The organism is Exiguobacterium sp. E4787, assembly GCF_018618375.1.
Classification (GTDB): Bacteria; Bacillota; Bacilli; order Exiguobacteriales; family Exiguobacteriaceae; genus Exiguobacterium; species Exiguobacterium chiriqhucha.
Genome location: NZ_JACSLY010000008.1, coordinates 79,199 through 102,357 on the forward strand (window position 1 = coordinate 79,199; position 23,159 = coordinate 102,357).

The following is a 23,159-nucleotide window of genomic DNA, read 5'->3' on the forward strand; positions in this document are numbered from 1 at the left end:
TCTAACGCCCCCTTACTGTAACACCTGTATATTTCACTGCCGTTACAGCCTGATATGAGAGTGATATCAGTTCAGTTACAGAAGCTTTCAGAGGGATGAGAGGAATCTGAATTTTTACAATCTAGATACAAATGGCTTTGTTGAGCCATTTTCGTCTATACTAAAGAGAAGAGAAAGGAGGTTTTAGTCTTTGGAACTATTACTGCTATATTACATTGTGACTAATTTACTAGCGTTTATGTCATTTTTCCTCGATAAACGCCGTGCGAAATCAGGGGAATGGCGAATTTCAGAAAGAACGCTGCTCATTCTTGTCTGGATCGGTGGCGCATTCGGGGCCTATCTCGCAATGCGCCTCTTCCGACATAAGACGTTGAAGCCGATGTTTCGGATCGGTGTCCCGATAGCCATCTTGGTACATGCCGGTATCACGGGCTGGTTCATCTTCTGACGCCATTATATAGAAGAAACTCGTTCGCACTGTCCAACGGAGATGTCATCGAAATGTCTGGATTGACGCTTGGTGGTGAGAAATTAAAGTCTCCAGTCGGTGCGAAACCGAAATAAATGTTTGATTGTTGAGGTGTGGGGATGGAAGTCGAAGCAAGCATGATTCATGTCCAGTCGTGGACCGAACGGACGATGGAGATCGGGTTCGCGACCAATGAGCAGTTTCAAATCTGGCTGGTCACCCAAGGTCAAGTCGAGGTCCGGATTAACGGTACCCGTTCAAGGCTTCGGGCCGGGATGGCCTTAATGCTCGACCGCGGACAGGTCACAAAAGTCGAACGGAACGATGACTCGTTTCACATGACGATGCTTCATGTCGACCCGTTCGACTTGGTGGCACCGCCGCTCGCGGAGCAATACGTCACACCGTTCATCGAGACGATCGGCCATCACATGCTGCATCCGGCTGAACCGGGTGACAAGGCCATCCTCGAGACGCTTCATAAAGTAATCAGGAGTTTAAAGAAAGACTCGGCTTTCGCGTTGCTCGATGCGACACTGCAGCTTGTCGTCGTCTGGCGCTATTGGATTCAACGGCCGCCCGTGACGAGGCGGCATGGACAGGAGCGCATGCAACGCATGATTTCCTATATACACGACCATGACACGATGAAGCTGTCGCTCGAAGACATCGCTGCTGCCGGTGGACTGAGCCGGGCCGAGTGTTGCCGTTACTTTTCAAAATGGGGGGACACATCGCCGCTCGCCTACGTCCAAGACGTCCGGATGCAGCGGGCCGCACGTCTGTTATGTGAGACGGACAGTCCGGTCGCTGAAGTAGCGAACCGGCTTGGCTTTACGAGCGTGAGCCATTTCGTGCAGACGTTTAAGAAAGTACATAACCGAACGCCGCTCGCGTTTCGCAAGCAGAAGACATAACAAAAGCCGACACGCGCGTGTCGGCTTTTCTCGTTAACGGGCGGTCCAACCGCCGTCTGCTTTCAAGACGTCGCCATTGACGAAACTCGAATCGTCGGAGGCGAGGAACAACGCGACCTTGGCGATCTGCTCCGGTTCACCCATCGGTGCCTCCCCTGCCCCTTGGATGGCCCGCATCCCGAGCTCGCTCGGCGCGGTGACAATTGCCGTTTTACCCGATAATTTCACACCGCATTCCTCCTTGTTGAGACAACTCAAGAACGACAGAGAAAACGACAAGTGCAATTTACTCACGTGTCATTAGTCTATACCCGGATTTGGAGGAAAACGTATCTCTGTTTGGAAGAATCTGCTTCTGTTAAAGTTGTCAGTCACGTACAATGAAAAGATACAGATATTGGGAGTTGAAAGGTGGGATTCGATTGCGTCATTATTATGCAGAAGTGATGGGAAACGGGTGTCTCGTTATATTTTTACCGGCTGGAGGATTCACCGGAGAAGAAGGCCGATCGCTCGCCGAGGCGCTACGCGACGACTTCGAGGTGCATTTGCTGGATTTGCCAGGGTTCGGGCGAAGTGAAGGAATCGAGCAGATCGTGTCGTCCGAACAATTGGCGGATTGGGTCAACGACTACGTCGTCACACATCGACTTGGACCCGTCCTCGTAATGGCACATTCACTCGGCGGCGCGGTCGGTCTCGCTTTCGCCATGCATTATCCCAAGCAAGTGGAGCGGCTCGTCTTGCTCGACCAAGGCCATAAGGCGTTCCCGCGCGTTCCGCTGAGAGAGTATGGCGTGTTCGGCCTGGTCGTACCGCTCCTGAGCGGACTTTATCGTCTGTTCGGACCTCGACTCGTCCGGAAAATCGAGACGAAGGTCATTTCAGATGAAGGTACATCTCCAGTTACAGAGGAACAGGTTAAGGCTTTCTGCGCACAGACAGGTCTCACTGAACGATACGAGATTCGACGTGCGTTGAACGACCCGGCTAAGCTCGGACGAGGCGGATTGAATCTATTGTTCGGCTTCTATCACCTTGACGTGCCGCAGCTCATGCGATCACTTCAAGTCCCGACCTTGCTTATTTACGGTGATTTTGTCGGACTGGACGATAAAGAAGCTCGAGTGACGAAGTCAGCCATGATGGACCTGCAACGGCATGAGCTGCCGATCACTTACATACGAATGACAGGCGGCCACTTCGTCCATTGGAATCCAGCGTTCCCGATTGAACAAGTGCGACAGTTTTTACAAGTTGAGAAAGTGAGCTGTCTGTCATGAACCGTCAGCAAAAGATTGTCCTCGTTCTTGTGTGCTTATTGTTGGTATACGCCGGAGTGGCCTGGGCATTTGATTCGACGAAGCAGCTACAGTTGCCCGAGGGAGCGGAACCGATTCTCACCTCACCCGTTGATGACCGTGACATGAGTCTTCGCTTTTTCACGAACAGTTATACCGTCGAGGAATGGAGCGACGAGCCGGTTGCGCAAAGCATAGGTCTTGAACTTACTGTCGACAATCAGGTTCGGTCGATTACATCTGAATCGCTGTCCGAAGCAGGCATCACGTGGTCGACTTTCGGCCAATCATGCGGAGATACGTCAGCATGTTCCCCGTACGATATCCTTTACGGGATGAACCACGGCGAGACGACCCGAGTCTTCGTCGAGTTGAACGGGGAACGGTTCGAACCGGAACTGTTGAAGACGAAGGCCGGGAATGATGTCTGGTTCGTGCTCGTCGACCAAATCGAATCGATTGAATCCATCACCGGCTACAATGCTGCGGGAGACGTATCGTACCGTTTCAATAACTAAAAAAGAGACGGAGGACGATTGTCCTCTCATCTCTTAGCGTTCGCAGGCGATGCCGTCCTTATCACGGTCTTTTGATTTGTTCGCTTCGTATAACGAACTGTTGGCGTAAGGCTTGTATTTCGTCTTACCACCTTTGTTTTTCGTTGTCTTCGTTTTGGCGACACCGCCTTTGTACGTCTTATTCAGTTCGGTGCAATTCTTAAATTTTTTCGGTGCGGCGTCCGCTGTTTCTGACGGCGCGATGCTTAGCGTGAACAACGCGATGCCGGCGATGGTCGCACGAAGTAGCTTCTTCATAGTTGTTTCCTCCTTGGTAACAAACGATATGCGTATTAATTCTTGTTTATTATAAGGGCAGTTATGATAAATACCCTGATTTTAAAAAAAGTTAAAAGAAGGTAACCATCTATGGACTTACTTATTCTAATGCAGGACCGGGCCCTCCCGTTACTACTGCTCACACTATTTCTCATTCTGAACGTGGTGTTCGTCATCGGGATTTGGAAACGACGACGTCACTTCTCTAAAGGATTTCTCGTGTTCGCGAGCTCGCTTACGTTCTTACTTATGACATCATCGGTCATCCTCATCATGTTCACGATGTTCATCGGCTACAACCAGTGACGTCTTCTATCCGATGATATCCGTATCGAAATTATCGAGTACCCCTACGATGTTCGAAGTATGATGAATGCAGAAAGGAGGGAATGCTGATGCTTGAATCACTGAACCGATTGATGGACCACATCGATCAACATTTAACAGAAGACATCACGAGTGAGGATATCAAACGCATCGTCGGGGTATCCGACTATCATTTTCGACGCATGTTTTCCTACATGGCCGGGATGACGCTCATTGAATATATCCGAAATCGTCGGCTGTCAGAAGCAAATAAGGACTTGATTCATGGGAAATCGGTCACGGACGTGGCGTATACGTATGGATACCAATCCGTCGACGGGTTCTCGCGAGCGTTTCGAGACTGGTGTGGCTTTTTACCGTCTGAAGTGATCAAGAACAAGATTCAAAAGTCGTTCCCGAAATTCACTTTCTTCATCGACATCAAAGGAGGAATTTCAATGGAATTCAAATTAGAACATAAACCTTCATTCAAGGTCGTCGGCGTGTCCAAACGCGTCCCGATTCAGTTCGAAGGCGTGAATCATGACATCGTCGAGTTGGCGCAGTCAATCACGGCGCAACAGCGAAGCGAGATGCATCAATTGGCGGACCTTTATCCAAATCAAGTGCTCAACGTATCGTACGACTTCGATGAAGGCTATTTGGACGAAACGGGTTCACTCACGCACATGATTGGCTTCGCGACGACGCAAGATAATCCGTATGAGGATCTTGAACAGATTACGATCGAGTCGAACCTGTGGGCCGTCTTCCCGAATACCGGCCCGTTCCCGGAGACGCTCCAGGAGACGATGGCCAAGACGTATGCCGAATGGCTGCCGACGTCGGGATACGAGTTGGCCGACTTGCCTAGTATCTCGTTTACGAAGCATGACGGACCGTCGGACAACGTCTATAGCGAAGTGTGGGTGGCGGTCAAACCGAAAACGACATAAGCACAGAAAAACACCTCCTGAAGACAATTGTCTTTAGGAGGTGTTGTCGTTTACTTCGAAGGCTCGTGCGCGAGCGCTTCACCATTCGTCTCGATCACATGCTTGTACCAATCGAACGAGTCTTTCTTCATCCGCTCCATCGAGCCGTTGCCCTCGTTGTCCCGGTCGACGTAAATCATGCCGTATCGTTTCTTCATCTCACCCGTCGTGAACGAGACGATGTCGATGATGCCCCACGGTGTGTAACCGATCAAGTCGACGCCGTCATAGACGACCGCTTGTTTCAACTGCTCGATGTGTGCCTTCAAATAGTCGATGCGGGCCGCATCATGGATCTTCCCATCGACGATCTCATCGACGGCCCCGAATCCGTTCTCGACGATGAAGAGCGGGATTTGATAGCGGTCATACAACCGGTTGAGTACGTAGCGGAGGCCGACCGGGTCGATTGCCCATCCCCAGTCGCTCGACTTAATGTATGGGTTCTCGACGCCGTTCGGTAGACCGCCATTGACGATGTCACCACTGTTGTCGGCGACAACGTCACTCTTCACGGTCGTCGACATGTAGTAGCTGAAACCGAGATAGTCGACGGTCCCGTTCTTCAAGATTTCCTCATCCCCGTCAAGGAACGGGATTGTGTACCCTTCCCGCTCGAACTCGTTCAAGGCATAGCTCGGGTACACCCCGCGCACTTGCACGTCCGGGAAGAAGTAACGCTGACGCATCATCTCTTCGGCGAGCATGACGTCGTCCGGGTTTGACGAGAACGGATAGATCGGCACGTGTGATACCATCGCCCCGATCTCGAAGTCCGGGTTGATCGCTTTCCCTTTCGCGACGGCGAGCGCGCTCGCAATCAACTCATGGTGCCCCGTCTGATACATCACTTCACGGGCGTTCTCCCCGTCTTCGATGATGACGCCAGAGTTCGTCCATAAGAAGAGCGGGTTGTTGACGTCCATCTTGTTGTTGATCTCGTTGAACGTCATCCAATATTTGACCTTGTCTTTATAGCGATCGAAACACACCTCGGCGAAGCGGACGAAATGGTCGACGACGGCACGGTTGCGGAACCCGCCGTACTCACGTTCGAGGTTAAGCGGCATCTCGAAGTGGGACAACGTGATGATTGGCTCGATGTCGTGCTTCAACAGCTCGTCGAACAAGTCGTCATAAAATTGGAGCCCTGCCTCGTTCGGCTCCGCATCGTCCCCGTTCGGGAAGATCCGGCTCCAACCGATCGACGTGCGGAGACACTTCAAGCCCATCTCAGCGAAGAGCGCGACGTCTTCTTTATAACGGTGATAGAAGTCGATTGCTTCATGGTTCGGATAAAATTCGTCCGGCTCGACCTTGTCCGTGATCCGACGCGCGACGCCATGAGCGCCGGCCGTCAACACGTCGACGACGCTCGGCCCTTTGCCGTCGGCGTCCCAGCCGCCTTCAAATTGGTGGGCGGCTAGAGCGCCGCCCCATAGAAAGTCTTTTGGTAATGTCTTCATTGTTGTTCCTCCTTTTCAACTTTAAATCTCCAGTACTGAATCATACTCGTCAAGTATAATTGTACCGGTACAATTATACAAGTACGATACATTTTGTATTCTCGACGAAATGGTGACGTGGTACAATCAAAGCAGATCATACGAGGTGAGGATACCACATGCTAAAATACCAACAGATTGCAACAGAGATTGAACAATACATCAATCAACACGATTTGAAGCAAGGAGATAAATTGCCCGTCCTCGAACAGTTGATGAGCCAATATGCCGTCAGTAAGAGCACGATCACGAAAGCGCTCGAGTTGCTCGAGCGAAAAGGCATCATCTTTCAATTGCGTGGGAGCGGCATCTTCGTCCGGCGCCACAACCGCCCAGGTTATATGAGCCTGTTCTCGACGCAAGGATTCAAGAGCAACCTCGGGGGCCGCATTCTGACATCGGATGTGCTCGACGTCTCGGTGACAAAGCCCGACGAGACGATTGCAGCGAACCTCGGTATTGACGTGACAGATGACGTCTATCGTGTCGAACGCGTCCGCTATGTTGACGGCGAGGTGTTCTGTTACGAGAAATCGTATTACGTGAAGGCGATTGTGCCGTATTTGAACCGGGAGATTGTCGCCGACTCGATTTTCGATTACGTCCAAGGCGCACTCGGCGTCACCATCGGCTTCTCGGACATGTACATGCAGGTCGGGCGGTTGGACGAGACCGAAGCCCGGTACCTCGACCTAAAGAAGAATGACCCGACGCTTCGCATCGAGACGATCTTTCATCTGACGAACGGAAAGCCGTTCGACTACTCACGCATCACGTACCACTACGAGCATTCGCAGTTCGTCGTCCAAGCGAACGGTCCATATATGTAAAACAAGCCCTCATGCATGCGCATGGGGGCTTGTCAGTTAACAGGGATTCGGTTTAGACGAGCGGTTTGCGTTTCAAATCGAGCAGTTCGTCATCCGTTTCATAAAGCAATTCGTCGAACGCTTCGGCACCGTGCTCCTCGATGAAACGTTCCTCTGACGGGAAAATCGGGACGAACCAGACGACGAGCACGTCGTGGGATTCGCCTTTATATTTTAAAAACGATGGATCTGAGTAGAACGGTGCGGTCACGTAGATGGAGGAAAACTTGTATTGTTTGAGCACACCTTTTGGCAGGCTGAAGTATTCATCTAAATCGAACGCTTGATGTGTCTCGAGCGCATGGGTTACTAAGTGCTACACCAACTGGACGATGTCATCTTCGGCACGCTTTTGTTTGAAGTGAAACAACAGTTCTTGATGGGCGAGCGATCCATCCTCGAATTGAAGGGAATGCAGATGTAATCCTAGTGTTGCCACGCTCACGATGCCAAAAAGTTTTGGCTCCTTCAATTTGAGTATTTGGACATGGTCCTCCAGTAAATCGGGACGTCGTATCCAGCGACAAATTCTCTACAATGGGCTTCTAGATGTTCTAAATAATCCAATGGTTACTCCTACTTTCTTTTAGCGCATACGACTTTATTGAGTGAAATCGTTATACGCATCAGAATCGACCGTGCACATTTTCTGAATATAGTTTAAACGATCAGATTCGCTAGGAAAAGTGTGAGGCGTGAGTATGATGTCACACGAGGCCTGGGCGACGTGATGCAGTAGCTGTTCGACGACTTCAAACACCTCTGCCAAGTGCTCTGGACTCAATCGAACGTCCGGGGTCACAAGGTAACTGACCTGAATGACGTTTTCTTTCGACTCAAAAAGAGAAGCTTCATGTTCAGAAAACCATGGATAGTCGGTGAGCTCGCTTCGTCTTTTCTCATCTTTAATCACGAGGAATGCGTCACTCTCGTCAAGTCGTACTCGCCAAACCTCACTATCGAGCGATTTGAATTCTCTAAGTGTATTCAAGGTTCACCCCCTTGTATGGATTGTTTTTGAGAGAATTAACAATAACGACTTTTGTTTTATTCTAAATACATGCCAATGTCTAAAAGCTTCTCTTCTAAATGTCTGAGATTTATATTTGTATGAATCCCCATCAGATAATCAAACCTAACAAAAACTTTGAGCGATTGTTCTTTCTTGTTTGGTGGATACGATTCTAAGTGTAAATAAAGCTCTTCTCTCAACAATAATCGAATCACACGATCGACTCTCCACCCCGTCAAAACCGTTCCTTTTTTCACACCTTTGTACAAAGCTGTCGTTTTTAAATCATATAGGTTCTTTGGAAAAGTAGGTAGATGATATTCGTGAGCTGAGAGAGCTCCTCTCTTCTCAATATATGTAACCTTGAGGTCGGTCACCTTGCAATAATCCATAATTATGTTCACCGACTTCACATATGCATCTTCACTTCTCATGTATTCCTCGAAATTAAGTATAACGCCATCAAACGACTTTCCAACATCGGATATTGATGTCCACTCGTTTTTTTCGTAGCCACCGAACTCATCTCGGTATTCTGGATTGTATTTGCTTAATCTATATCGATACATCTCTCCACCTGATTTCTGCATGTGATTTTGCTCTAAATACCATGCAAATATAATCTTATGACATGATGGATTGTGTAGTCTTCAAAAGAGTCTCCTATTCTTCAGATTGAATAAAATCTCCGCCAAACGTCCATCCATTTTGTTGCAACATTTTTTCAAATTGCTCATTGAACCGATTGATATCAATAGGCTTATTTTTTTGTACAGCTCCAATTCGTCAAAATAATTTGTGACGCGCTATGCACAAGCTCCACTCACGAAGTTAAAACCGCTTGATTGAACCGTTTACATGATCGAAAAAGTGATATACGTCGCGTGTATCATGCGCTAGTACGAAGTTTCCGAAGATGTGAGGATGAAATTCTCCTAGGAACGTCTCAAGTGTTTGTACAGACGTGGGTGAAGAGAAAGGCTGCCACAACCCTTTTGCTCTTGGAATCTTTAGTTGAGGCAGAAGTTTGTCTTCAATTAACTTTTCCCATGCTGTGTCATATAGCGTCAATCGATAGACCTTCTCTCTTGGACCAAACGTTCCTCCGAGACAAAACGTCAATTCAATTGGAAACGATCCTCGTATCACGTGGTGAAAGAACGTCTCGTAATCCGCTGTGCTAATCGACTCAACAGATTCAATTGTCATCCCTTGGAGTGTCAGTCCCTCACGGTAAGAACTCACGAGCCAATCCGTTTCATTTGAGAACGTGACGACGTCTTGGCGCTCTTTGTCACGGGAAAGCGTCAGCCATGGGGCGATCTCCTCAAGTTTGCGAACGATGCCGAATGTGACAGACTCCTCTTCTAAGCGTTCAAACGAGAAACGATGTCGTTTCGGTAGCCGTACCGAAGTCTTCCGTTCCACGCGTAACGGGAACTTCGCGCTGGCCAAATGTCGATAGATCAGACGATTTTCCTCCCCTTCCTTCAGCGCATACTGCGGTAAAATAAGGATCTCTGTTCCATAATAGATGATTCGACACGGTTTCAAGTCCGGCTCGTTGTCATAATCCTTAAAATAGGTCGCGAGCATGTCTGCCGTTTCAGGCAATCGCTGCTCAAACTCCGTCCAACCGTATAGCTCCACGATGTCCGGCAATCCGTTCTCATCGGTGATGACATCCCAAAACGCGTCCCAGTTCATTCCATAGTGCGAAGGAAATTGTAACTGTTCTTTTAACAGTTCATGTAACTCGGTTTCCGTCGCGATGTTGGAGACGTCTAGCGTCACACGAGTGGTTTGGTCTCTCTGTTTACACACCTCAATCGGATGCATCCAGACATACACCGTCTCGACAACTTCATATGGCGAGACATCTATATAGACGTCTCGCGTGAACGGATGCATGGCGAGGTAACGCAATACCACTACATCCGTAAAACCCTCACCAATCTGCACATCATCTGGATGAAACGAGAAGATGTCAGCGGCTTGTCGACGGATCGAGCGATAGACGTCATCAAGCTCTTGATCATAGACACGGTCGAATTCGTAACGGTCCACTTTCCATAACGTCCCACCATTCGAACGTGATAAACTCTCCGTCTTTTGTTCTAATTCATCCGTGTGCACCGCATGTCGACGCACAAATAAAGCCGTGGCCGCATCGACTTCATGCAACCACGGACGTTTCGCATTCATCTTTTCCATCGCCTCCGGTACAAAAGATAACTGAGCGGGAGCCCCGCCAACAACGCAAAGCCAAGCATCCAATAGGATTTCGGCTCTTTCGTCTGAACATCACTAGAACCACTAGTAAGGGCATCCTCCGCGGAACTTTGAGTGTTTGAACGTGTCTCGACCAAGAGTTTCTGATACATCTCGAGCGTGATCGTGTCTCCGCCGATGAACCGTTTCGCATCGGTCGTCAAGGCGGTCAACGTCTTTCCATCATAGTCAAACCAGGCATTCTCTCGCGCGGAATGGACCAATGTACCGGACACATCAGCTAAGGCAATGGCCAACTCGTCGCCATACCCGAACGTGGAGAAGGCGAAGACACCCGGCTCTTGCTCGTACGTTCCGATGACGTTTCTCGCTTCTCCGTCCTGTAAGACGGCCGACACGTGCTCATCGCTAGGGACGAACGTGCACGTCTCGTCTGACGAGTAACAGGATTTCTCGGCAATCATCACTTCATGGAGCGGACCGAACGAGATGGCTCGGCTTTCCGTCAAGTGATAGTTACTCGGGTCGTCTCCTTCGATATGGTCGAGGACGATTGACTCGAAATGTTCTTCAGCGAAACGGTCCGCGGATCGTTCTGTCGGCGCGGCAATTGATGACGTAGCACCGAGCGTGAAGATCCCGGCTAAAGCGAATGTTTTGATCAGGCGGAACATATCTTTACTCCTTTCAACCGACAGACATCTGCTTGAGCAGTGACGCGTCAATCCGAATCAGTTCCGCATGCGGATGCTTCTGTCGCTCGATGATTTGATTGAACCGTTTCGAAGCGACGAATCGATCGGATTCATGAATCGAGGCGAGGCGCACAAGCGCAAGCCGCAACTGCTTGCCACCGTCACTCATCCGTAGGTGGTCGATATGATTATCAGCATCGAACCGATTAATGAACAGCTCGACTTTACAATCTTCCTTCACTAAATAGGATACCAGATATGCGGCCTGTTGAATCAACTCTTCGTAACGGGCATGGAGGCCATTCCCTAGCGGACCGCTCAAGTCGAGCACGAGCGTGAACGTATCGAGGTTTTGGCGTTGATACACTTTCGCCTGAAGTTTTCCTGTCTTGGCTGTAGCGACCCAGTCAATCTGTTTGACCGGCTCTTGCTCATACCGTTTTGTGCTTTGAATCATCAACGGGTCGTTGAGCGGTGAATGTTTGACGAGTCGGTCCCCCATCCGTACCAGGCGTGAGTTAAATCTGTTCTGTCTCGTGATGGATGGGAGTATGATCCAGGATGGAAGCGTATGATCTGTGACGAAGATGGTGCCAAGCCAAAACGGGAGCCTGAACTGAAGTGTACATTCATTGACTTGGACGGGCCCGCGCTGTTTCGCATGGATTGGAAGCGAATAGGTCGATTCCTCATGAAGTTGAATGACATGTACGCGCTGATTTTCGTCAAACGTCAAGCCGTGTCCCGTGACCAGGCGGACCGATGTCGGGATTCCGAGTTCTTGGAGACGTTCGACACCTGTCACCTCCATTCTTAGCGAGACACGGTCATTTACGAACAACAACTGCTCTTTCTGGTGGAACGATAAACGTGTCCCTTCGACAATTTTCTGCGTCAGCCATTTCCGAATCAGCATCAATCCTAGAATTGCGCCAGACAGATAAGCGAGCGGCCACACATATGGGAACCATATGAACAGAAGTAGGATTCCGGTATAGGCCGGCCATAGCTTGTCGTCTAAAAGTGACGGTGTGCTCACTTCGACTTGTCGCATCTTCACACCTTCTCGACCGGTACATCGACTCGCTCCAAAATATCAGCGAGAACTTCCCGTTTCGTCGATTTCACGTCCCCTTCGAGCGTGAGCGTCAAGCGGTGTGCCAGAACATGCGTCGCGACGGCTTGGACATCTTCCGGGGTCACGAATTGACGGTCTTCGATATAAGCGTAAGCTTGAGACGCCTTGACGAGGGCGAGCGTCGCGCGAGGACTGGCTCCGACTTCGACGAGCGGATGAAGTCGTGTCTCTTGGATGAGGGCGAGCAGATAGGTGACGACGTCGTCATGGATACGGACCTCCTCAACTGCTCGCTGCGCTGCTAAAAACGTTTCGGACGACATGAGGGCATAAACGATGTGGCGTGTCTTAGAAACAGTCTGAAGAATCAACTGTCGCTCCTCCCCTGCTTCAGGATATCCGACTTGAAGGGACATCAAGAAACGGTCGAGTTGAGCGTCGGGCAAGGCGAACGTCCCTGCCGATTCGATCGGGTTTTGCGTCGCGATGACGAAGAACGGTTCTGGCAGTTGATACGTGACTCCGCCGATCGAGACTTGCCGCTCTTCCATCGCCTCGAGCAAGGCGGATTGTGTCCGGGGGACGGCTCGGTTCACTTCATCAATCAATAAGATGTTGGTAAAGATCGGTCCTGTCCGATTTTCGAACGTCTGTGTCTGCATGTTGAAGAAGTCAGAACCGATGATATCGGTCGGAAGCAAATCGGCCGTGAATTGGATGCGCGTGAAATCAGCTTCGAAACTCTTGGCAATACTTTTGGCAAGTAACGTTTTCCCGGTACCCGGGACGTCCTCTAACAAGATGTGCCCGTTCGCGAGTAGCGCCGTGCAGCAGAGGCGCGTGATTTCAGGTTTTCCGAGATAGATTTGGTCCAATTGTTCTAATACGCGTTTGATGGTCATAAGGGTGGCTCCTTTTCTAAACGAAGTAAATAGGCATCAAGCTGTTGTTTGAACGCTTCTTCACGTTGTGGCGTGATCTCGACTTTGTCATAACGGGTCTCTAAATAGCTCCGAAGCGAGGCGTCGAGTTGAATGCGGCTCGCCCAGGCGGATAACGTCTCGAACGTCCGTCGACGTTTTTCTTGCGGTAGCGCTTGTTCGAATTGAATCAAATGTTGCCGCAACGGGGAATCTGGTAGCGGATGAGCGGAGCGTTTTGCCTCTTCGAACGTTCCGTCTGTCTCTTGCCTTGAGTGGATCCTCTCGTCTATCGGAACGGCTTCCCTCCCCTTTTTGTGGAAGGGTCTACGCCACATCCATACACCAATCAAAAGAAGGAGGAGGGCGCTGAAAATGTAAGGCAACAGGGAAAGGCGATCGGATTCGCTTGTGGATGGTTTGCCGTATGACGGAGACGAGTTATTCTCATCTTCCCTTGGTGTGCCGCCTTCATCATCTGATGGCCCAACAACCGCTCCTGCTTCAGAAATACCGGGACCGGGATCTGCGTCACTACCATCTCCACACCAAACATCCGTATCGACGACCTTAATGATCCCAAACAACTTTCGCTTGTCATGACAATCCGTGACCCAACTTGTGATGGGGCTCCCTGAAATGTCCAACCCTTTGAAGTAGGTATAAGCAAGTTGACCTGAAAATGAAATAAGTGCGACAACCAGTAAAGAAATCAAGACTGCTGATACAAACAGAACTTTGGCTTTTTTCATGTAACGACCCGTATGTGAATATGTAGATTCGACTGCATCCCATTCAACGACTCCTTTCATTCATCGATTCCATTTAATCCTTTTTTTTGGAAAATGGATTTGAAAGGATTATAGCATACGGATTAATGGAATATTCAGTTTTTTAACAAAAAAAGTTGCCCGCTTATTGAACGAGCAACCAGACTTCTCCACTATGCATATAATCTTCATCTTGAATCAGTTCGTGGAACCGATGCACCTCGACGTCCATTGACAGGTCGAGTCTTTGTAGGAATATGCGATCGTTAGGCAACCGCGTCCACATCTGCTCTGACGTATCCCGATCCATAAACGCCTTCAGTCGTGCATCGCTTTCAAACACGAGCAGTTCGGACTGCCAAAGCGTCGGCAAATCGAGTAAGACGACGACCTGGTATCGCTCCTCTTCTCGGTTATGCACTAGACGTGAGGCCCCTTCCATCATCACCTCGATAATCGCACGTTGAATCCGGCTGTTCTCCTGTACAGACGATAAGAACGATTGATCAATCGGGATTTTGTTATGCCAATACCCGTCGTGAAACGTCGTCGGGAACGAATAGGTCTGTTCGTCGACATCCATGCGCAACCGTTTCAGTCTTCGTCTAACACCGCGTACTTTCGCTCGTCTCTTCAAGACGTTTTCCCCAAGATGCTGTCGACTTGTTGCTGATGGTGCCGGTCGTGTTCGATGAACTCGGTGACGATATAGGCAAGTGTGTACGGAACACCGTCATGCGGAGAATGGGTCGTTCCGTTTGCCATCGTGTGAGAAGTCAGCGTCTCTTGACGTAATGACCGAAGCGTTTCTATAAGCAAGCTCCGACTCGTTTTGGCTAACTGGAACACGTTTTCTCCCGAAAGACGTTTCGCTTTTTGGGTCGCTCGCGCGTTAAATGAGTCGAATTCAGGGAAAATCATGGCTTCCCCGGTCTTGACGGCCGGGACGATGACGTTCAACAGATGATTGTCCCAATGGGCGATGTGAAGGACGATTGCTTTGATTGACCATTTGTCGGTTGCAATCGATTTTTCCCACGTCGATCCATCCAATCCCGACAATGTGTTTAACCAGTCTATATAGGATGCAAACTCGTCGATGACATCTGAGGTTTTCGTCATAAAAGTATCCTCCTTCGGTTATAAGCTAAGAAAATTGTATCATGTTCCGGCCGCTTAGCACTGAGCTTCGTCAATCAAGGAATGATTGATTGACGTGATTGAGCCTCACTTATGCATATAACGGGATAGACCTCTTCATATTGGTTTGAGGAGTCATCCCGTCGATTGAAATTGAACCGTAAGTTACCATCACGCCTTGTGGTGACGGGACCATAAAAAGAGGGAACGTATCCAACCAGTCCGCTGATGTCGGAAACGCATCAGGTGCCCAGTCGAGCTCAAGTTCGTGCCCGGCAAGCGCGTACGAGAATGGCATATGGCGATACACGTCAACGAGCAGTCGTTCGATTTTCTGTGTGAACACGGGTCTCGATGCAGGGTGTGAGACGATATCATTCCACCTTATATCGATGAGAATCCCGACATAGGTGTCCATCTCTTGAAGGGACACGGTCATCGTCATGTCCACGTCTCCAAAATAGTTGCTTCGTAAATGGATAGATCCGTAATGCCCAACCTGAGCAAAGTCGGTACCTGTCGTTGTCGTCCAACTAGTGCCCGCCTTATCCTGACTGTATGTCACGTTTATGATTTCGCCACCGCTACTTAACAGTTCCGCACATACATTTTGAGCAAGTTCAGGTAACGGATAATGGCTCGGATAAGCCATCCCGATGGAAATGAATCCGCCTGCTTGATCCATTCAAACACCTCCTTTGTTTCATCATACAAAAAAAGCGGCACCGTATACACGGTACCGCCCTATCTTATAGCCAGACTGGTAAAGAAAAGAACACCAGAAACAATACGGTCAAGACACCAACGACCGGACTGAGCGACCGATAGCCTTTCTTGAACAAGACGATCATCGTATAGGCGATGAATCCGAGCCCGATGCCATCGACGATGGAATACGTGAACGGAATCATGATGATGACGAGAATCGCCGGGAAGGCATGCTCCCAATTGTCGAGCGGGAGATGCTTCACGTTCTGGAACATCATCATGCCGATGATAATCAACACCGGCGCGATCGCCGTCACCGGAATGATGGCGAACAGCGGCAGCAACAAGAGTGAGACGACGTACAGGCCAGATGTCACGAACGAGGCGATGCCGCCCCGTGCACCGACCGAGATGCCGGCCGCGACCTCGACCGTCGAGACGGTCGGGCTCGAGCCGAACATGGCACCGGCCATCGTCGACAACCCTTGGGCGACGAGCCCTTTCGGTGCGTCCGCATCCTTGCCGATGGCGCGCGTCTGATTCTGAATCAGGCTGATGTTCTCGATCAGCAAGACGAGCGTCAACACGCCGACGGCGACAAGGAAGATCGGTGACGCCGACTCGGCGAACGAGATGTTGCCGAACACGGTACCGAACGACTCGAAGAACGGCGTGAGCGCGAACACACCGGTCCAGTCGAGCGTTCCCATGACGGCACTCAAACCGACCCCGAACGCGATCGTCCAGAGGAAGCTGCTCGGTCCCATCTTCAAGAAGAGCAGGATGGCGACGAAGAGCGACAGGAACGCGACCTGTACCGGTCGTTCCCCAAGGTCTCCGATGTGAAGCAGTGCCCCGCCACCGCCCGAGACGATCCCCGCCGCCTCGAGCCCAATCAAGATGAGGAACAGGCCGAGCCCGACCGTCAATCCGTCATGAATGATCGGCGGGAACGCGTTCGCGAGTTTCCTTGCCACTTTCGTCACCGTCAACAGGACGACGAGCGCCCCTGAGACGAACGAGACGGCGAGCGCACCTTGCCAGCTCAGCCCCATCTGCAGGACGAGCGTGTACGTAAATAGCGCGTTGATGCCCATCCCGGGTAACAGGAGCAGCGGCAAGTTGAACAGCCCTGCAATGAACGTTCCGATGATGCTTGTCAAAATCGCTCCGACGAGCGCTCCCTCGAACGGGAGTCCGGCTTGTGTCAAGATTGCCGCGTGAACGGCCGGGATGTATGCTGTCGCCAGAAAGTTTAGCACGCCCCCGTATGTTTCTGTTTTCCATTCTGTTTGTTTTGCCATAGGAATCAATCCTTTATTGGCACCCTCACCCACCCATGTGGTTATACACACGAGATTGATTATATCCTGTCTGACCTCTGACATACAAGCTATTATTGGTTCAAATCCATCTTTGGACCCAGTCATGAGACCTATTCGGACGAAAGGTTCATTTTATAAAACAAGAACAAACGTTCCTGTTTTAGCATCTTTTTTGACGAGAATCTGCTATAATGAAGAGGCAGGTTAACGTAGCAATAGTGGGGTCAGCCGCCAAGTCCACAATGGAGGAAGGCGGTGGTGCGGATGGAACAACTATGGACCTGGGTCGGCGACTATGTGATCGTCCCGATCCTCGCTCCGATCATCGTTCACTTGGTTTTACACCAAACATCCGATCGTGCAACGTCTGAACGCACAAAAAAATGACCCCCTCGGCGCAATGAGATGGGTCACTTTCTGATTCTCTAACCATTGTGGCGGCTGGGACCACTCTTAAAGTGGTAGCCTGTAAGCCAGAGGCCGGTGTGTCCAGCACCGGTCTCTTTCTACTTGCATCATACCATACTTGTTCCCATTTTTCAGCAACAGAAACGCGAAAACGGTGAAGTTGACGTGACGAATGATATCGGGACGCCCGACATTATTCCGAGAGCAAGCTTCTTGATTGATTGTTCTACAGTTCGAGGCAACGCAAAGCGCTTTGCCTTTTTTAGATTTCATTTATGACTCCTTTAAGAATTCTTTAAATCTGCCATCTACACTGAAGACAGTTCAAATTCTTAGGAGGTTTATTCCCATGTATAATCAGAATTATTCAGTTATGTTCACAATCGAATCAGGAGTCGTTCTCATCCCACTCGCCATCCTCGGACTCATCACGTTACTCGTCTGGTCGTTTCGCAAGAAACATGTAAAAGTCACACAAACCATTTTACTTCTATCATTCGGGATATACTTATTAGGTGTCCTTCACTTCGTTTTTTTCCCGATTGACGTTAACTTAGGAAAATATGCGAACCAAGTACCATGGTGGAAAACGATTAATTTTATTCCGATTTTGACCATCGACTTGTATTCGTTTGTGTTGAATATCGTGATGCTCCTCCCGTTCGGCTGTTATCTTCCATTTTTGAAACCGTCGATCACGAAAAAAGAAGTACTTAAATTAGGATTTCAGTTTAGTCTGATTCTTGAACTGATTCAATTATTGGTGCGTACGACACTAGGCAGTGGACGAAGCACGGATGTGAATGATTTATTGGCAAATGCGTTCGGCGCGCTCTTAGGGTTCTTACTCGTTCGCTTCGTCGTCCAATACGCTCCGTTCCGACGTTTGTATCAGAATTTCCAACTTTAATTCGCGAGGGAGTTTCAAGCATGACAAAAATCTTGTTAGTGGATGATGATGTCCAAATCGCAGAACTGATTGATGTGTATGTAAAAAATGACGGGTATCACACGACGATGGCAACCGATGGGGAAATGGCGCTTGACTTGTTCAACCAAGAATCGTTTGACTTAATCATTTTAGATTGGATGATGCCTCGGATGGATGGGCTTGAATTTTGTAAGCGTGTGCGCCAGACGAGCCAAATTCCGATCTTAATGGTCAGTGCCAAAGTAGGTGATATGGATAAGATATTGGGATTGACGACGGGAGTCGATGACTACATCATCAAACCGTTCAATCCGCTCGAGTTGATGGCACGTATTAAAGCATTGCTACGCCGTTCAAACTATAACCGACCAAGCAAGTCCTCAAGTGTACAAGCTGGCCCCTTCCTCATCGATCGAGCCAGCCACACCGTCATGATGCAAGAGCAGACGATTCGATTGACAGCACGTGAATTTGAGATTTTGTATTTACTAGCGAAACATAAAGGCCGGGTGTATAGCTCTGAAGAAATATTTGAGGCTGTCTGGCAAGAGCATGGCGTCGGGTCGAATCAGACGGTGATGGTTCATATCAGTAACATCCGTGAGAAATTACATGCCGTCGTGCCACATGAGGTCATCATTCATACGGTGTGGGGAGTGGGATATAAAATTGAGACATAATATATGGCGCGTCATAACGTTCATCCCGATGTGGAAACGTCTGCTGTATGTATTGATTGCGTTTGGGGTCGCCACACTGAGCGGTGCTCTGTTACTGCCTGCCGTGTGGTACTTCGAGGAGTCATCACGATTTATGGAGAGTCTGATCATCGTGTTGTCGTATTTCCGGGAAGGTGTCATCGTCATGTTTTACAGTCTGATGGTCATCGTTTGTCTCGTGTTGATTTATCAATATGAGCGTAAACGGTATTTACAGTTTCACATTGAGCGGATGACTTCACTTGTCGAAGAACTCCATGCCAATCGTGATTTGGTTGAACCATCTGTCCCGCCAGAGCTAGAGCAGTTGATGGCGACTGTTCGCGCCATCTCAGACAGTGCAGCAAAGGCGGAGCAGGAATTGGTTCAAGCGGATTGTTTGAAGCACGAGCTCGTGGCCAACGTCGCCCACGATTTGCGCTCCCCGCTCACGTCAATCACGGGTTATCTTGACTTGATTCACAGCGACCGTTACCGGGACGAGGTGGAGTTGCGTCATTACATCCAAGTCATTCATGAGAATGCGACCCATCTGAAAGGCTTGATTAACGATATCTTTGACTATACATTTCTGCAAAACGACCGGATCGCGCTGCAAACAAGTGAGGTCCGTCTCGATGAATTGCTCAATCAGCTCATCATGCAGTCGACGTTACGTCTCTCGGAAGTTGAAATGGAAGCTCGATTCAGTTCCTCAGCCAAACGACCCATCGTTGAGGGTGATGCGTTGAAGCTCGTGCGCGTATTCAAAAACATACTCGAGAATGCGATTCGTTACGGGCGTGACGGAACGTATATCGATACGTTCATTGAAGATACGGATGAAGTGGTTCTTATCAACATGACGAATTACGGCGAAGAGGCCATCCCCTCACGTGACATCCCATATGTGTTTGAACGATTTTTTAGAGTGGAAAAGTCACGCGCACATTACACCGGCGGATCAGGTCTCGGTCTCGCCATCGCCAAGTCCATCATCGATTTACATGAGGGCGAGATTCACGTAACGAGTCAACCAAGAGAAACGACGTTCACAATCATTCTCCCTAAAGTCTCTTCCAATGCTGTTCATGAAAAATCATGGCCCGTGTGACCTACACGCGCCATGATTTTTACATTCACACAAAAGAGGATCAACTTCAAGCTTATGTCGGAGCGAGCCCCTCAAGCCGATTTAAAAAGACGAGCCCACTTGCAACACGCGAGTGGGCTCGTCGATCACCTGGCCGGGCTATCTGTTAGCCCGGTGTTTTCATATCTTCCTCTACCGTATAGCGAGAGAACCAGTGCAACATGGCTTCTGCCTCTTGCTTCGGGATGTCCTCGATCATCTCATTCGATAACAAGCCACCCCGTGTCGAGAACAGGACGTTACATACATCGAAACGGCGTTGGAGCGGTGTCTGAGTCACTTGGACCTGTTCGATTCGCGGCTTGTCCGTCAAGAATGAACTGACGTTGAAGGCCCCGGTCCGCAGCTCAATGAACTGACCATTACGAGCGTAACGCGTCGTCACATAGCTCAACAGTCGACCGCCGATGATGATGGCCCACAGCAGGACGAGCCACCAGGCGTAATCGCGGAAGAAATACAGCACGACACCCGAGACGAGGATTCCGACCCAGCTGATGCGTAGCAGTTTGACCCAGAGCGAACGTTTTGGCAAGCGATGAAGCGTGTCAGACCAGACGAACTGGTCGAAGTGCTCGTTCAACACGGTCATCGCCCGCTCCCGTTTCACGAACGGGAGGATGGTTGACGATTCGTCTTTCAACTCGTCCATCGTCCCGGCCGCAACGAGTTCGACACCGACGATGTTGAACCAGCGCCGAATGAACGTCTCTTTGACCCGGACCGCTTGAATCTTCTCGTATGGGATCTCTTTAGCGGAACGGTTGAGCAGTCCTTTCTCAACGCGGATGCGGTCCCCGCGTCGTTCGAGCCGGAAGTTCCCGTATTTCAAGAAGTTGATGACCATGCCGATGACGACCGACAATATCAGGACCGTCAGGACGAGCAGGCCAATCGCGATAATGGACGCGTGGACGACCCAATCGCCGATTGTATCGAACGTCCCGTCGAGATTGATGAAGTCATCGATGGACGAGATGATTGTCGAGGCGACCGGGAAGATCGCGAACACCGACAATGATGTCAGCGAGGCGATGATGATCTCTCGGGTCGAGAGGGCGTACAACAAACGGCTCGCCGGTTTTTCAATCGCCACCGGTGTAGCTGTCGTGTCCGTCTCTCCTTCTACTGGTATGTCGGTCTCGGTCTTGCGGTGACGGACCTGGTCCAGGATGTCCTCGAGCCGCTTCGCCTCGTTCGGGAAGACGCCGGCGAGTTTGAACGAGGCGTCGTCGCTGTTCGCGTTCGTATCGAACGTCAATTCGACGACCCCGAGCAACCGGTACAAGAACGGGCTGTTCGAGTGGACGCTCTGAATCTTATAGAGCGGGAGCGACTTCTCTTTCTTGATCCAGTTGCCGTCGATGACATATACCGTCTTCTCATCGAGCGCATAGCGGAAGTTGAGCCAGCCGAAGAACTTCTGCAAAATATCAAGCAAGAGGAACAGCAGAATCCCGACGCGCAGGATGATGCCGAACGTCGAGCTCCAGTCATTGTTGATGACGAACAACAACACGAGCGGGATGATGAACGACTTGATGACCTCTAAGACACGCAACAGCAAGACGCGACTCGGTAGTCGATGCCACGTGAGGGCGGCTTCCGTCATATGACATCCTCCTCCTCGATGCGGGCATACACCGCAATCTGTTCCCGGAGCGACTTCGCGAACGATTCTTCAATCGCGAAGATGTCATGTGACCCGGCGGCCGTCCCGATGGTGATCGTCTGCAGACCGTACTTTCGAAGCAGCGGTCCTTGTTGGGCGTGGACGTATTGTACTTTCGTCATCGGAATCAAGACGTCGTGCGTCGTGATGATGCCGTGATGCAAGCGAATCTCGAGTGGTTTCACGTCATACTTGAACCGCTCTTGCTTCCACTTTTGGAAGACGACGATATCAATCACACTATAAATGAGGTCGATGGCAAGCAAAGCGTACATCGTATATTGCAACCATGTCGGCCAGTCAAAATAGAGCGCGGCAGCGACGAGGCCGCCTGTGATGACGAGCCCGATGAGATAAAAGATGGCGCTCGACAGTCGGAACACGGTGCGTGCCTCGATTGGCAATGTGCCGCTGAATGTTGTCGGTGTTGTTTCTATGTCTGACATTGGTGTTTCCCCCTAACGATTCGGAGCATATGTCCGTTCTACCTCTAGTATACGGCGCACTCCCTAAAAAAGTTTCAAATTGAGGTCGGGGAACTGCTCAACTGCACGCTCATCAATTTAAACCGCGGTCTGTCTTCTGGTTCGACTTGCTGGATAAGACGGTCGAGTGCGGCAACGCCTTCCTCCTGTAGCGAAACGTCCAGATGACCGGTCAGTTTAATCGATGCGAACGCACTCGACATGACGGCGACGTCACAGTCGAATCCGTATTCATATGTCACCCAGTCGTCAGGGCTCGATACATCCCGCTCCATCCAGCCCGAAACGATGTCGTACGCACCGACGAGGAAATCGATGTCCCGTTCTTTTCGGATTGCGTCCTCGAACATCACGAGCACGTCGGCGCCTTCATCACTGCCGAACGGACTGTACTCATCCGTACAATCCAAGTAGAAGTCTTCCTGAAAATGAGCATTGAACCGAGGATGTGCGGTGAGTTGGTCGGGACCGACTTCCGGGTCGTCGACATAAATCAAGTCGTCCCAATCGGTATCGGTCTCGACGTACCCTTTCCGGAGTTTCTGACGAATCAGCTTGTCCGCTTCTTTGCGGCAGATACCGTCGGATTCAAAATACTTAATTTGAACTTTACCAATCGTCCCGAGTTTTCCGTAATGGACGGCGAACTCGTCGGAACCGACGCGGATGTTCCAAAACTTCTTGGTGTGTTGTAGGTACGTTTTCATCAAAACCTCCAGAATGATATATGA

28 protein-coding genes and 1 pseudogene are annotated in these 23,159 nt (G+C 50.0%); 11 read left to right on the forward strand and 18 right to left on the reverse strand.

Annotated features, from left to right (window positions below):
- The first annotated feature begins 190 nt into the window (after positions 1–190).
- Together KNP80_RS10285 and KNP80_RS10290 are read left to right on the forward strand one after the other, a co-directional pair.
- Positions 191–451 carry a DUF1294 domain-containing protein gene (locus KNP80_RS10285; RefSeq protein ID WP_021067450.1) on the forward strand — a complete coding sequence of 87 codons (261 nt, stop codon included), beginning with the start codon at positions 191–193 and terminating at the stop codon, positions 449–451.
- A 140-nt stretch (positions 452–591) separates the two neighbouring features.
- Positions 592–1,389: an AraC family transcriptional regulator gene (locus KNP80_RS10290; protein WP_214834674.1), complete on the forward strand. Its 798-nt coding sequence runs from the start codon at positions 592–594 to the stop codon at positions 1,387–1,389.
- A 33-nt stretch (positions 1,390–1,422) separates the two neighbouring features.
- Here the strand turns inward: KNP80_RS10290 and KNP80_RS10295 are convergent.
- A pseudogene (locus KNP80_RS10295) lies at positions 1,423–1,590 on the reverse strand (SDR family oxidoreductase); the annotation flags it as partial.
- A 179-nt stretch (positions 1,591–1,769) separates the two neighbouring features.
- Between KNP80_RS10295 and KNP80_RS10300 the strand changes: the two are divergent.
- Both KNP80_RS10300 and KNP80_RS10305 read left to right on the forward strand, forming a co-directional pair.
- Positions 1,770–2,672: an alpha/beta fold hydrolase gene (locus KNP80_RS10300; protein WP_214834676.1), complete on the forward strand. Its 903-nt coding sequence runs from the start codon at positions 1,770–1,772 to the stop codon at positions 2,670–2,672.
- Positions 2,673–2,713: 41 nt separating this feature from the next.
- Complete coding sequence (locus KNP80_RS10305) at positions 2,714–3,208, forward strand: hypothetical protein (RefSeq protein ID WP_214834678.1); 495 nt, start codon at positions 2,714–2,716, stop codon at positions 3,206–3,208.
- 33 nt (positions 3,209–3,241) lie between these two features.
- On the opposite strand, the gene KNP80_RS10310 is transcribed toward KNP80_RS10305, so the two are convergent.
- Positions 3,242–3,505, reverse strand: a complete 264-nt coding sequence (locus KNP80_RS10310) for an excalibur calcium-binding domain-containing protein (protein WP_029595456.1) — start codon at positions 3,503–3,505, stop codon at positions 3,242–3,244.
- Positions 3,506–3,616: 111 nt separating this feature from the next.
- Here KNP80_RS10310 and KNP80_RS10315 point away from each other — a divergent pair, with 111 nt between their 5' ends.
- Entirely contained in the window at positions 3,617–3,832 is a 216-nt protein-coding gene (locus KNP80_RS10315) for a hypothetical protein (protein WP_214834680.1), read from the forward strand.
- 89 nt (positions 3,833–3,921) lie between these two features.
- Positions 3,922–4,788, forward strand: coding sequence for an AraC family transcriptional regulator (locus KNP80_RS10320; protein ID WP_214834682.1), 867 nt, complete (start codon positions 3,922–3,924; stop codon positions 4,786–4,788).
- Between the two features lie 50 nt (positions 4,789–4,838).
- Here KNP80_RS10320 and bglA read toward each other — a convergent pair whose 3' ends face one another.
- On the reverse strand, positions 4,839–6,293 hold the full coding sequence (gene bglA / locus KNP80_RS10325; protein ID WP_214834684.1) for a 6-phospho-beta-glucosidase BglA: 1,455 nt from the start codon (positions 6,291–6,293) through the stop codon (positions 4,839–4,841).
- Between the two features lie 158 nt (positions 6,294–6,451).
- Between bglA and KNP80_RS10330 the strand changes: the two genes are divergently transcribed.
- A complete protein-coding gene (locus tag KNP80_RS10330) occupies positions 6,452–7,162 on the forward strand; it encodes a GntR family transcriptional regulator (RefSeq protein WP_214719596.1) in 711 nt (236 codons plus the stop codon).
- Positions 7,163–7,214: 52 nt separating this feature from the next.
- Here KNP80_RS10330 and KNP80_RS10335 read toward each other — a convergent pair whose 3' ends face one another.
- The 12 genes from KNP80_RS10335 to KNP80_RS10390 all read right to left on the reverse strand — a co-directional run bounded on the left by KNP80_RS10335 (position 7,215) and on the right by KNP80_RS10390 (position 17,060).
- Positions 7,215–7,445 (reverse strand): suppressor of fused domain protein, encoded by a 231-nt coding sequence (locus KNP80_RS10335; RefSeq protein WP_214719597.1) that lies wholly within the window; start codon positions 7,443–7,445, stop codon positions 7,215–7,217.
- Positions 7,446–7,802: 357 nt separating this feature from the next.
- Positions 7,803–8,192 carry a hypothetical protein gene (locus KNP80_RS10340; RefSeq protein ID WP_214719598.1) on the reverse strand — a complete coding sequence of 130 codons (390 nt, stop codon included), beginning with the start codon at positions 8,190–8,192 and terminating at the stop codon, positions 7,803–7,805.
- A gap of 56 nt (positions 8,193–8,248) precedes the next feature.
- Positions 8,249–8,803 (reverse strand): hypothetical protein, encoded by a 555-nt coding sequence (locus KNP80_RS10345; RefSeq protein ID WP_214719599.1) that lies wholly within the window; start codon positions 8,801–8,803, stop codon positions 8,249–8,251.
- A gap of 241 nt (positions 8,804–9,044) precedes the next feature.
- Positions 9,045–10,418: a barstar family protein gene (locus KNP80_RS10350; protein ID WP_214834686.1), complete on the reverse strand. Its 1,374-nt coding sequence runs from the start codon at positions 10,416–10,418 to the stop codon at positions 9,045–9,047.
- A complete protein-coding gene (locus tag KNP80_RS10355; RefSeq protein ID WP_214834688.1) occupies positions 10,415–11,119 on the reverse strand; it encodes a hypothetical protein in 705 nt (234 codons plus the stop codon). The genes KNP80_RS10350 and KNP80_RS10355 overlap by 4 nt, the downstream gene beginning before the upstream one ends.
- A gap of 13 nt (positions 11,120–11,132) precedes the next feature.
- Positions 11,133–12,194 (reverse strand): DUF58 domain-containing protein, encoded by a 1,062-nt coding sequence (locus tag KNP80_RS10360; protein ID WP_251132370.1) that lies wholly within the window; start codon positions 12,192–12,194, stop codon positions 11,133–11,135.
- A 2-nt stretch (positions 12,195–12,196) separates the two neighbouring features.
- On the reverse strand, positions 12,197–13,120 hold the full coding sequence (locus KNP80_RS10365; protein ID WP_214834690.1) for an AAA family ATPase: 924 nt from the start codon (positions 13,118–13,120) through the stop codon (positions 12,197–12,199).
- Positions 13,117–13,890 carry a hypothetical protein gene (locus KNP80_RS10370; RefSeq protein WP_251132371.1) on the reverse strand — a complete coding sequence of 258 codons (774 nt, stop codon included), beginning with the start codon at positions 13,888–13,890 and terminating at the stop codon, positions 13,117–13,119. The genes KNP80_RS10365 and KNP80_RS10370 overlap by 4 nt, the downstream gene beginning before the upstream one ends.
- 163 nt (positions 13,891–14,053) lie before the next feature.
- A complete protein-coding gene (locus tag KNP80_RS10375; protein WP_214797484.1) occupies positions 14,054–14,545 on the reverse strand; it encodes a DUF3916 domain-containing protein in 492 nt (163 codons plus the stop codon).
- On the reverse strand, positions 14,542–15,030 hold the full coding sequence (locus tag KNP80_RS10380; protein ID WP_214834692.1) for a DinB family protein: 489 nt from the start codon (positions 15,028–15,030) through the stop codon (positions 14,542–14,544). The genes KNP80_RS10375 and KNP80_RS10380 overlap by 4 nt, the downstream gene beginning before the upstream one ends.
- A gap of 109 nt (positions 15,031–15,139) precedes the next feature.
- Positions 15,140–15,733 (reverse strand): Imm64 family immunity protein, encoded by a 594-nt coding sequence (locus KNP80_RS10385; protein WP_214797483.1) that lies wholly within the window; start codon positions 15,731–15,733, stop codon positions 15,140–15,142.
- 64 nt (positions 15,734–15,797) lie between these two features.
- Positions 15,798–17,060, reverse strand: a complete 1,263-nt coding sequence (locus tag KNP80_RS10390; RefSeq protein ID WP_214834694.1) for an NCS2 family permease — start codon at positions 17,058–17,060, stop codon at positions 15,798–15,800.
- Positions 17,061–17,345: 285 nt separating this feature from the next.
- Here KNP80_RS10390 and KNP80_RS15925 point away from each other — a divergent pair, with 285 nt between their 5' ends.
- From KNP80_RS15925 to KNP80_RS10405, 4 genes are all read left to right on the forward strand, one after another.
- Entirely contained in the window at positions 17,346–17,468 is a 123-nt protein-coding gene (locus KNP80_RS15925) for a hypothetical protein (RefSeq protein WP_255417482.1), read from the forward strand.
- A 370-nt stretch (positions 17,469–17,838) separates the two neighbouring features.
- Entirely contained in the window at positions 17,839–18,399 is a 561-nt protein-coding gene (locus tag KNP80_RS10395) for a VanZ family protein (RefSeq protein ID WP_214719606.1), read from the forward strand.
- Positions 18,400–18,419: 20 nt separating this feature from the next.
- Positions 18,420–19,100: a response regulator transcription factor gene (locus tag KNP80_RS10400; RefSeq protein ID WP_214690918.1), complete on the forward strand. Its 681-nt coding sequence runs from the start codon at positions 18,420–18,422 to the stop codon at positions 19,098–19,100.
- A 28-nt stretch (positions 19,101–19,128) separates the two neighbouring features.
- On the forward strand, positions 19,129–20,232 hold the full coding sequence (locus KNP80_RS10405; protein ID WP_214834696.1) for a sensor histidine kinase: 1,104 nt from the start codon (positions 19,129–19,131) through the stop codon (positions 20,230–20,232).
- Between the two features lie 145 nt (positions 20,233–20,377).
- On the opposite strand, the gene KNP80_RS10410 is transcribed toward KNP80_RS10405, so the two are convergent.
- The 3 genes from KNP80_RS10410 to KNP80_RS10420 form a co-directional block, all read right to left on the reverse strand.
- The gene (locus tag KNP80_RS10410; RefSeq protein ID WP_214834698.1) at positions 20,378–21,883 is read right to left on the reverse strand and encodes a PH domain-containing protein; all 1,506 of its coding nucleotides are present in this window, start codon (positions 21,881–21,883) and stop codon (positions 20,378–20,380) included.
- Positions 21,880–22,389, reverse strand: a complete 510-nt coding sequence (locus KNP80_RS10415; protein ID WP_214834700.1) for a PH domain-containing protein — start codon at positions 22,387–22,389, stop codon at positions 21,880–21,882. Before KNP80_RS10415 ends, KNP80_RS10410 begins: the two co-directional genes overlap by 4 nt.
- Positions 22,390–22,463: 74 nt before the next feature.
- Positions 22,464–23,135, reverse strand: coding sequence for a WGR domain-containing protein (locus tag KNP80_RS10420; RefSeq protein ID WP_214834702.1), 672 nt, complete (start codon positions 23,133–23,135; stop codon positions 22,464–22,466).
- Positions 23,136–23,159 lie beyond the last annotated feature (24 nt).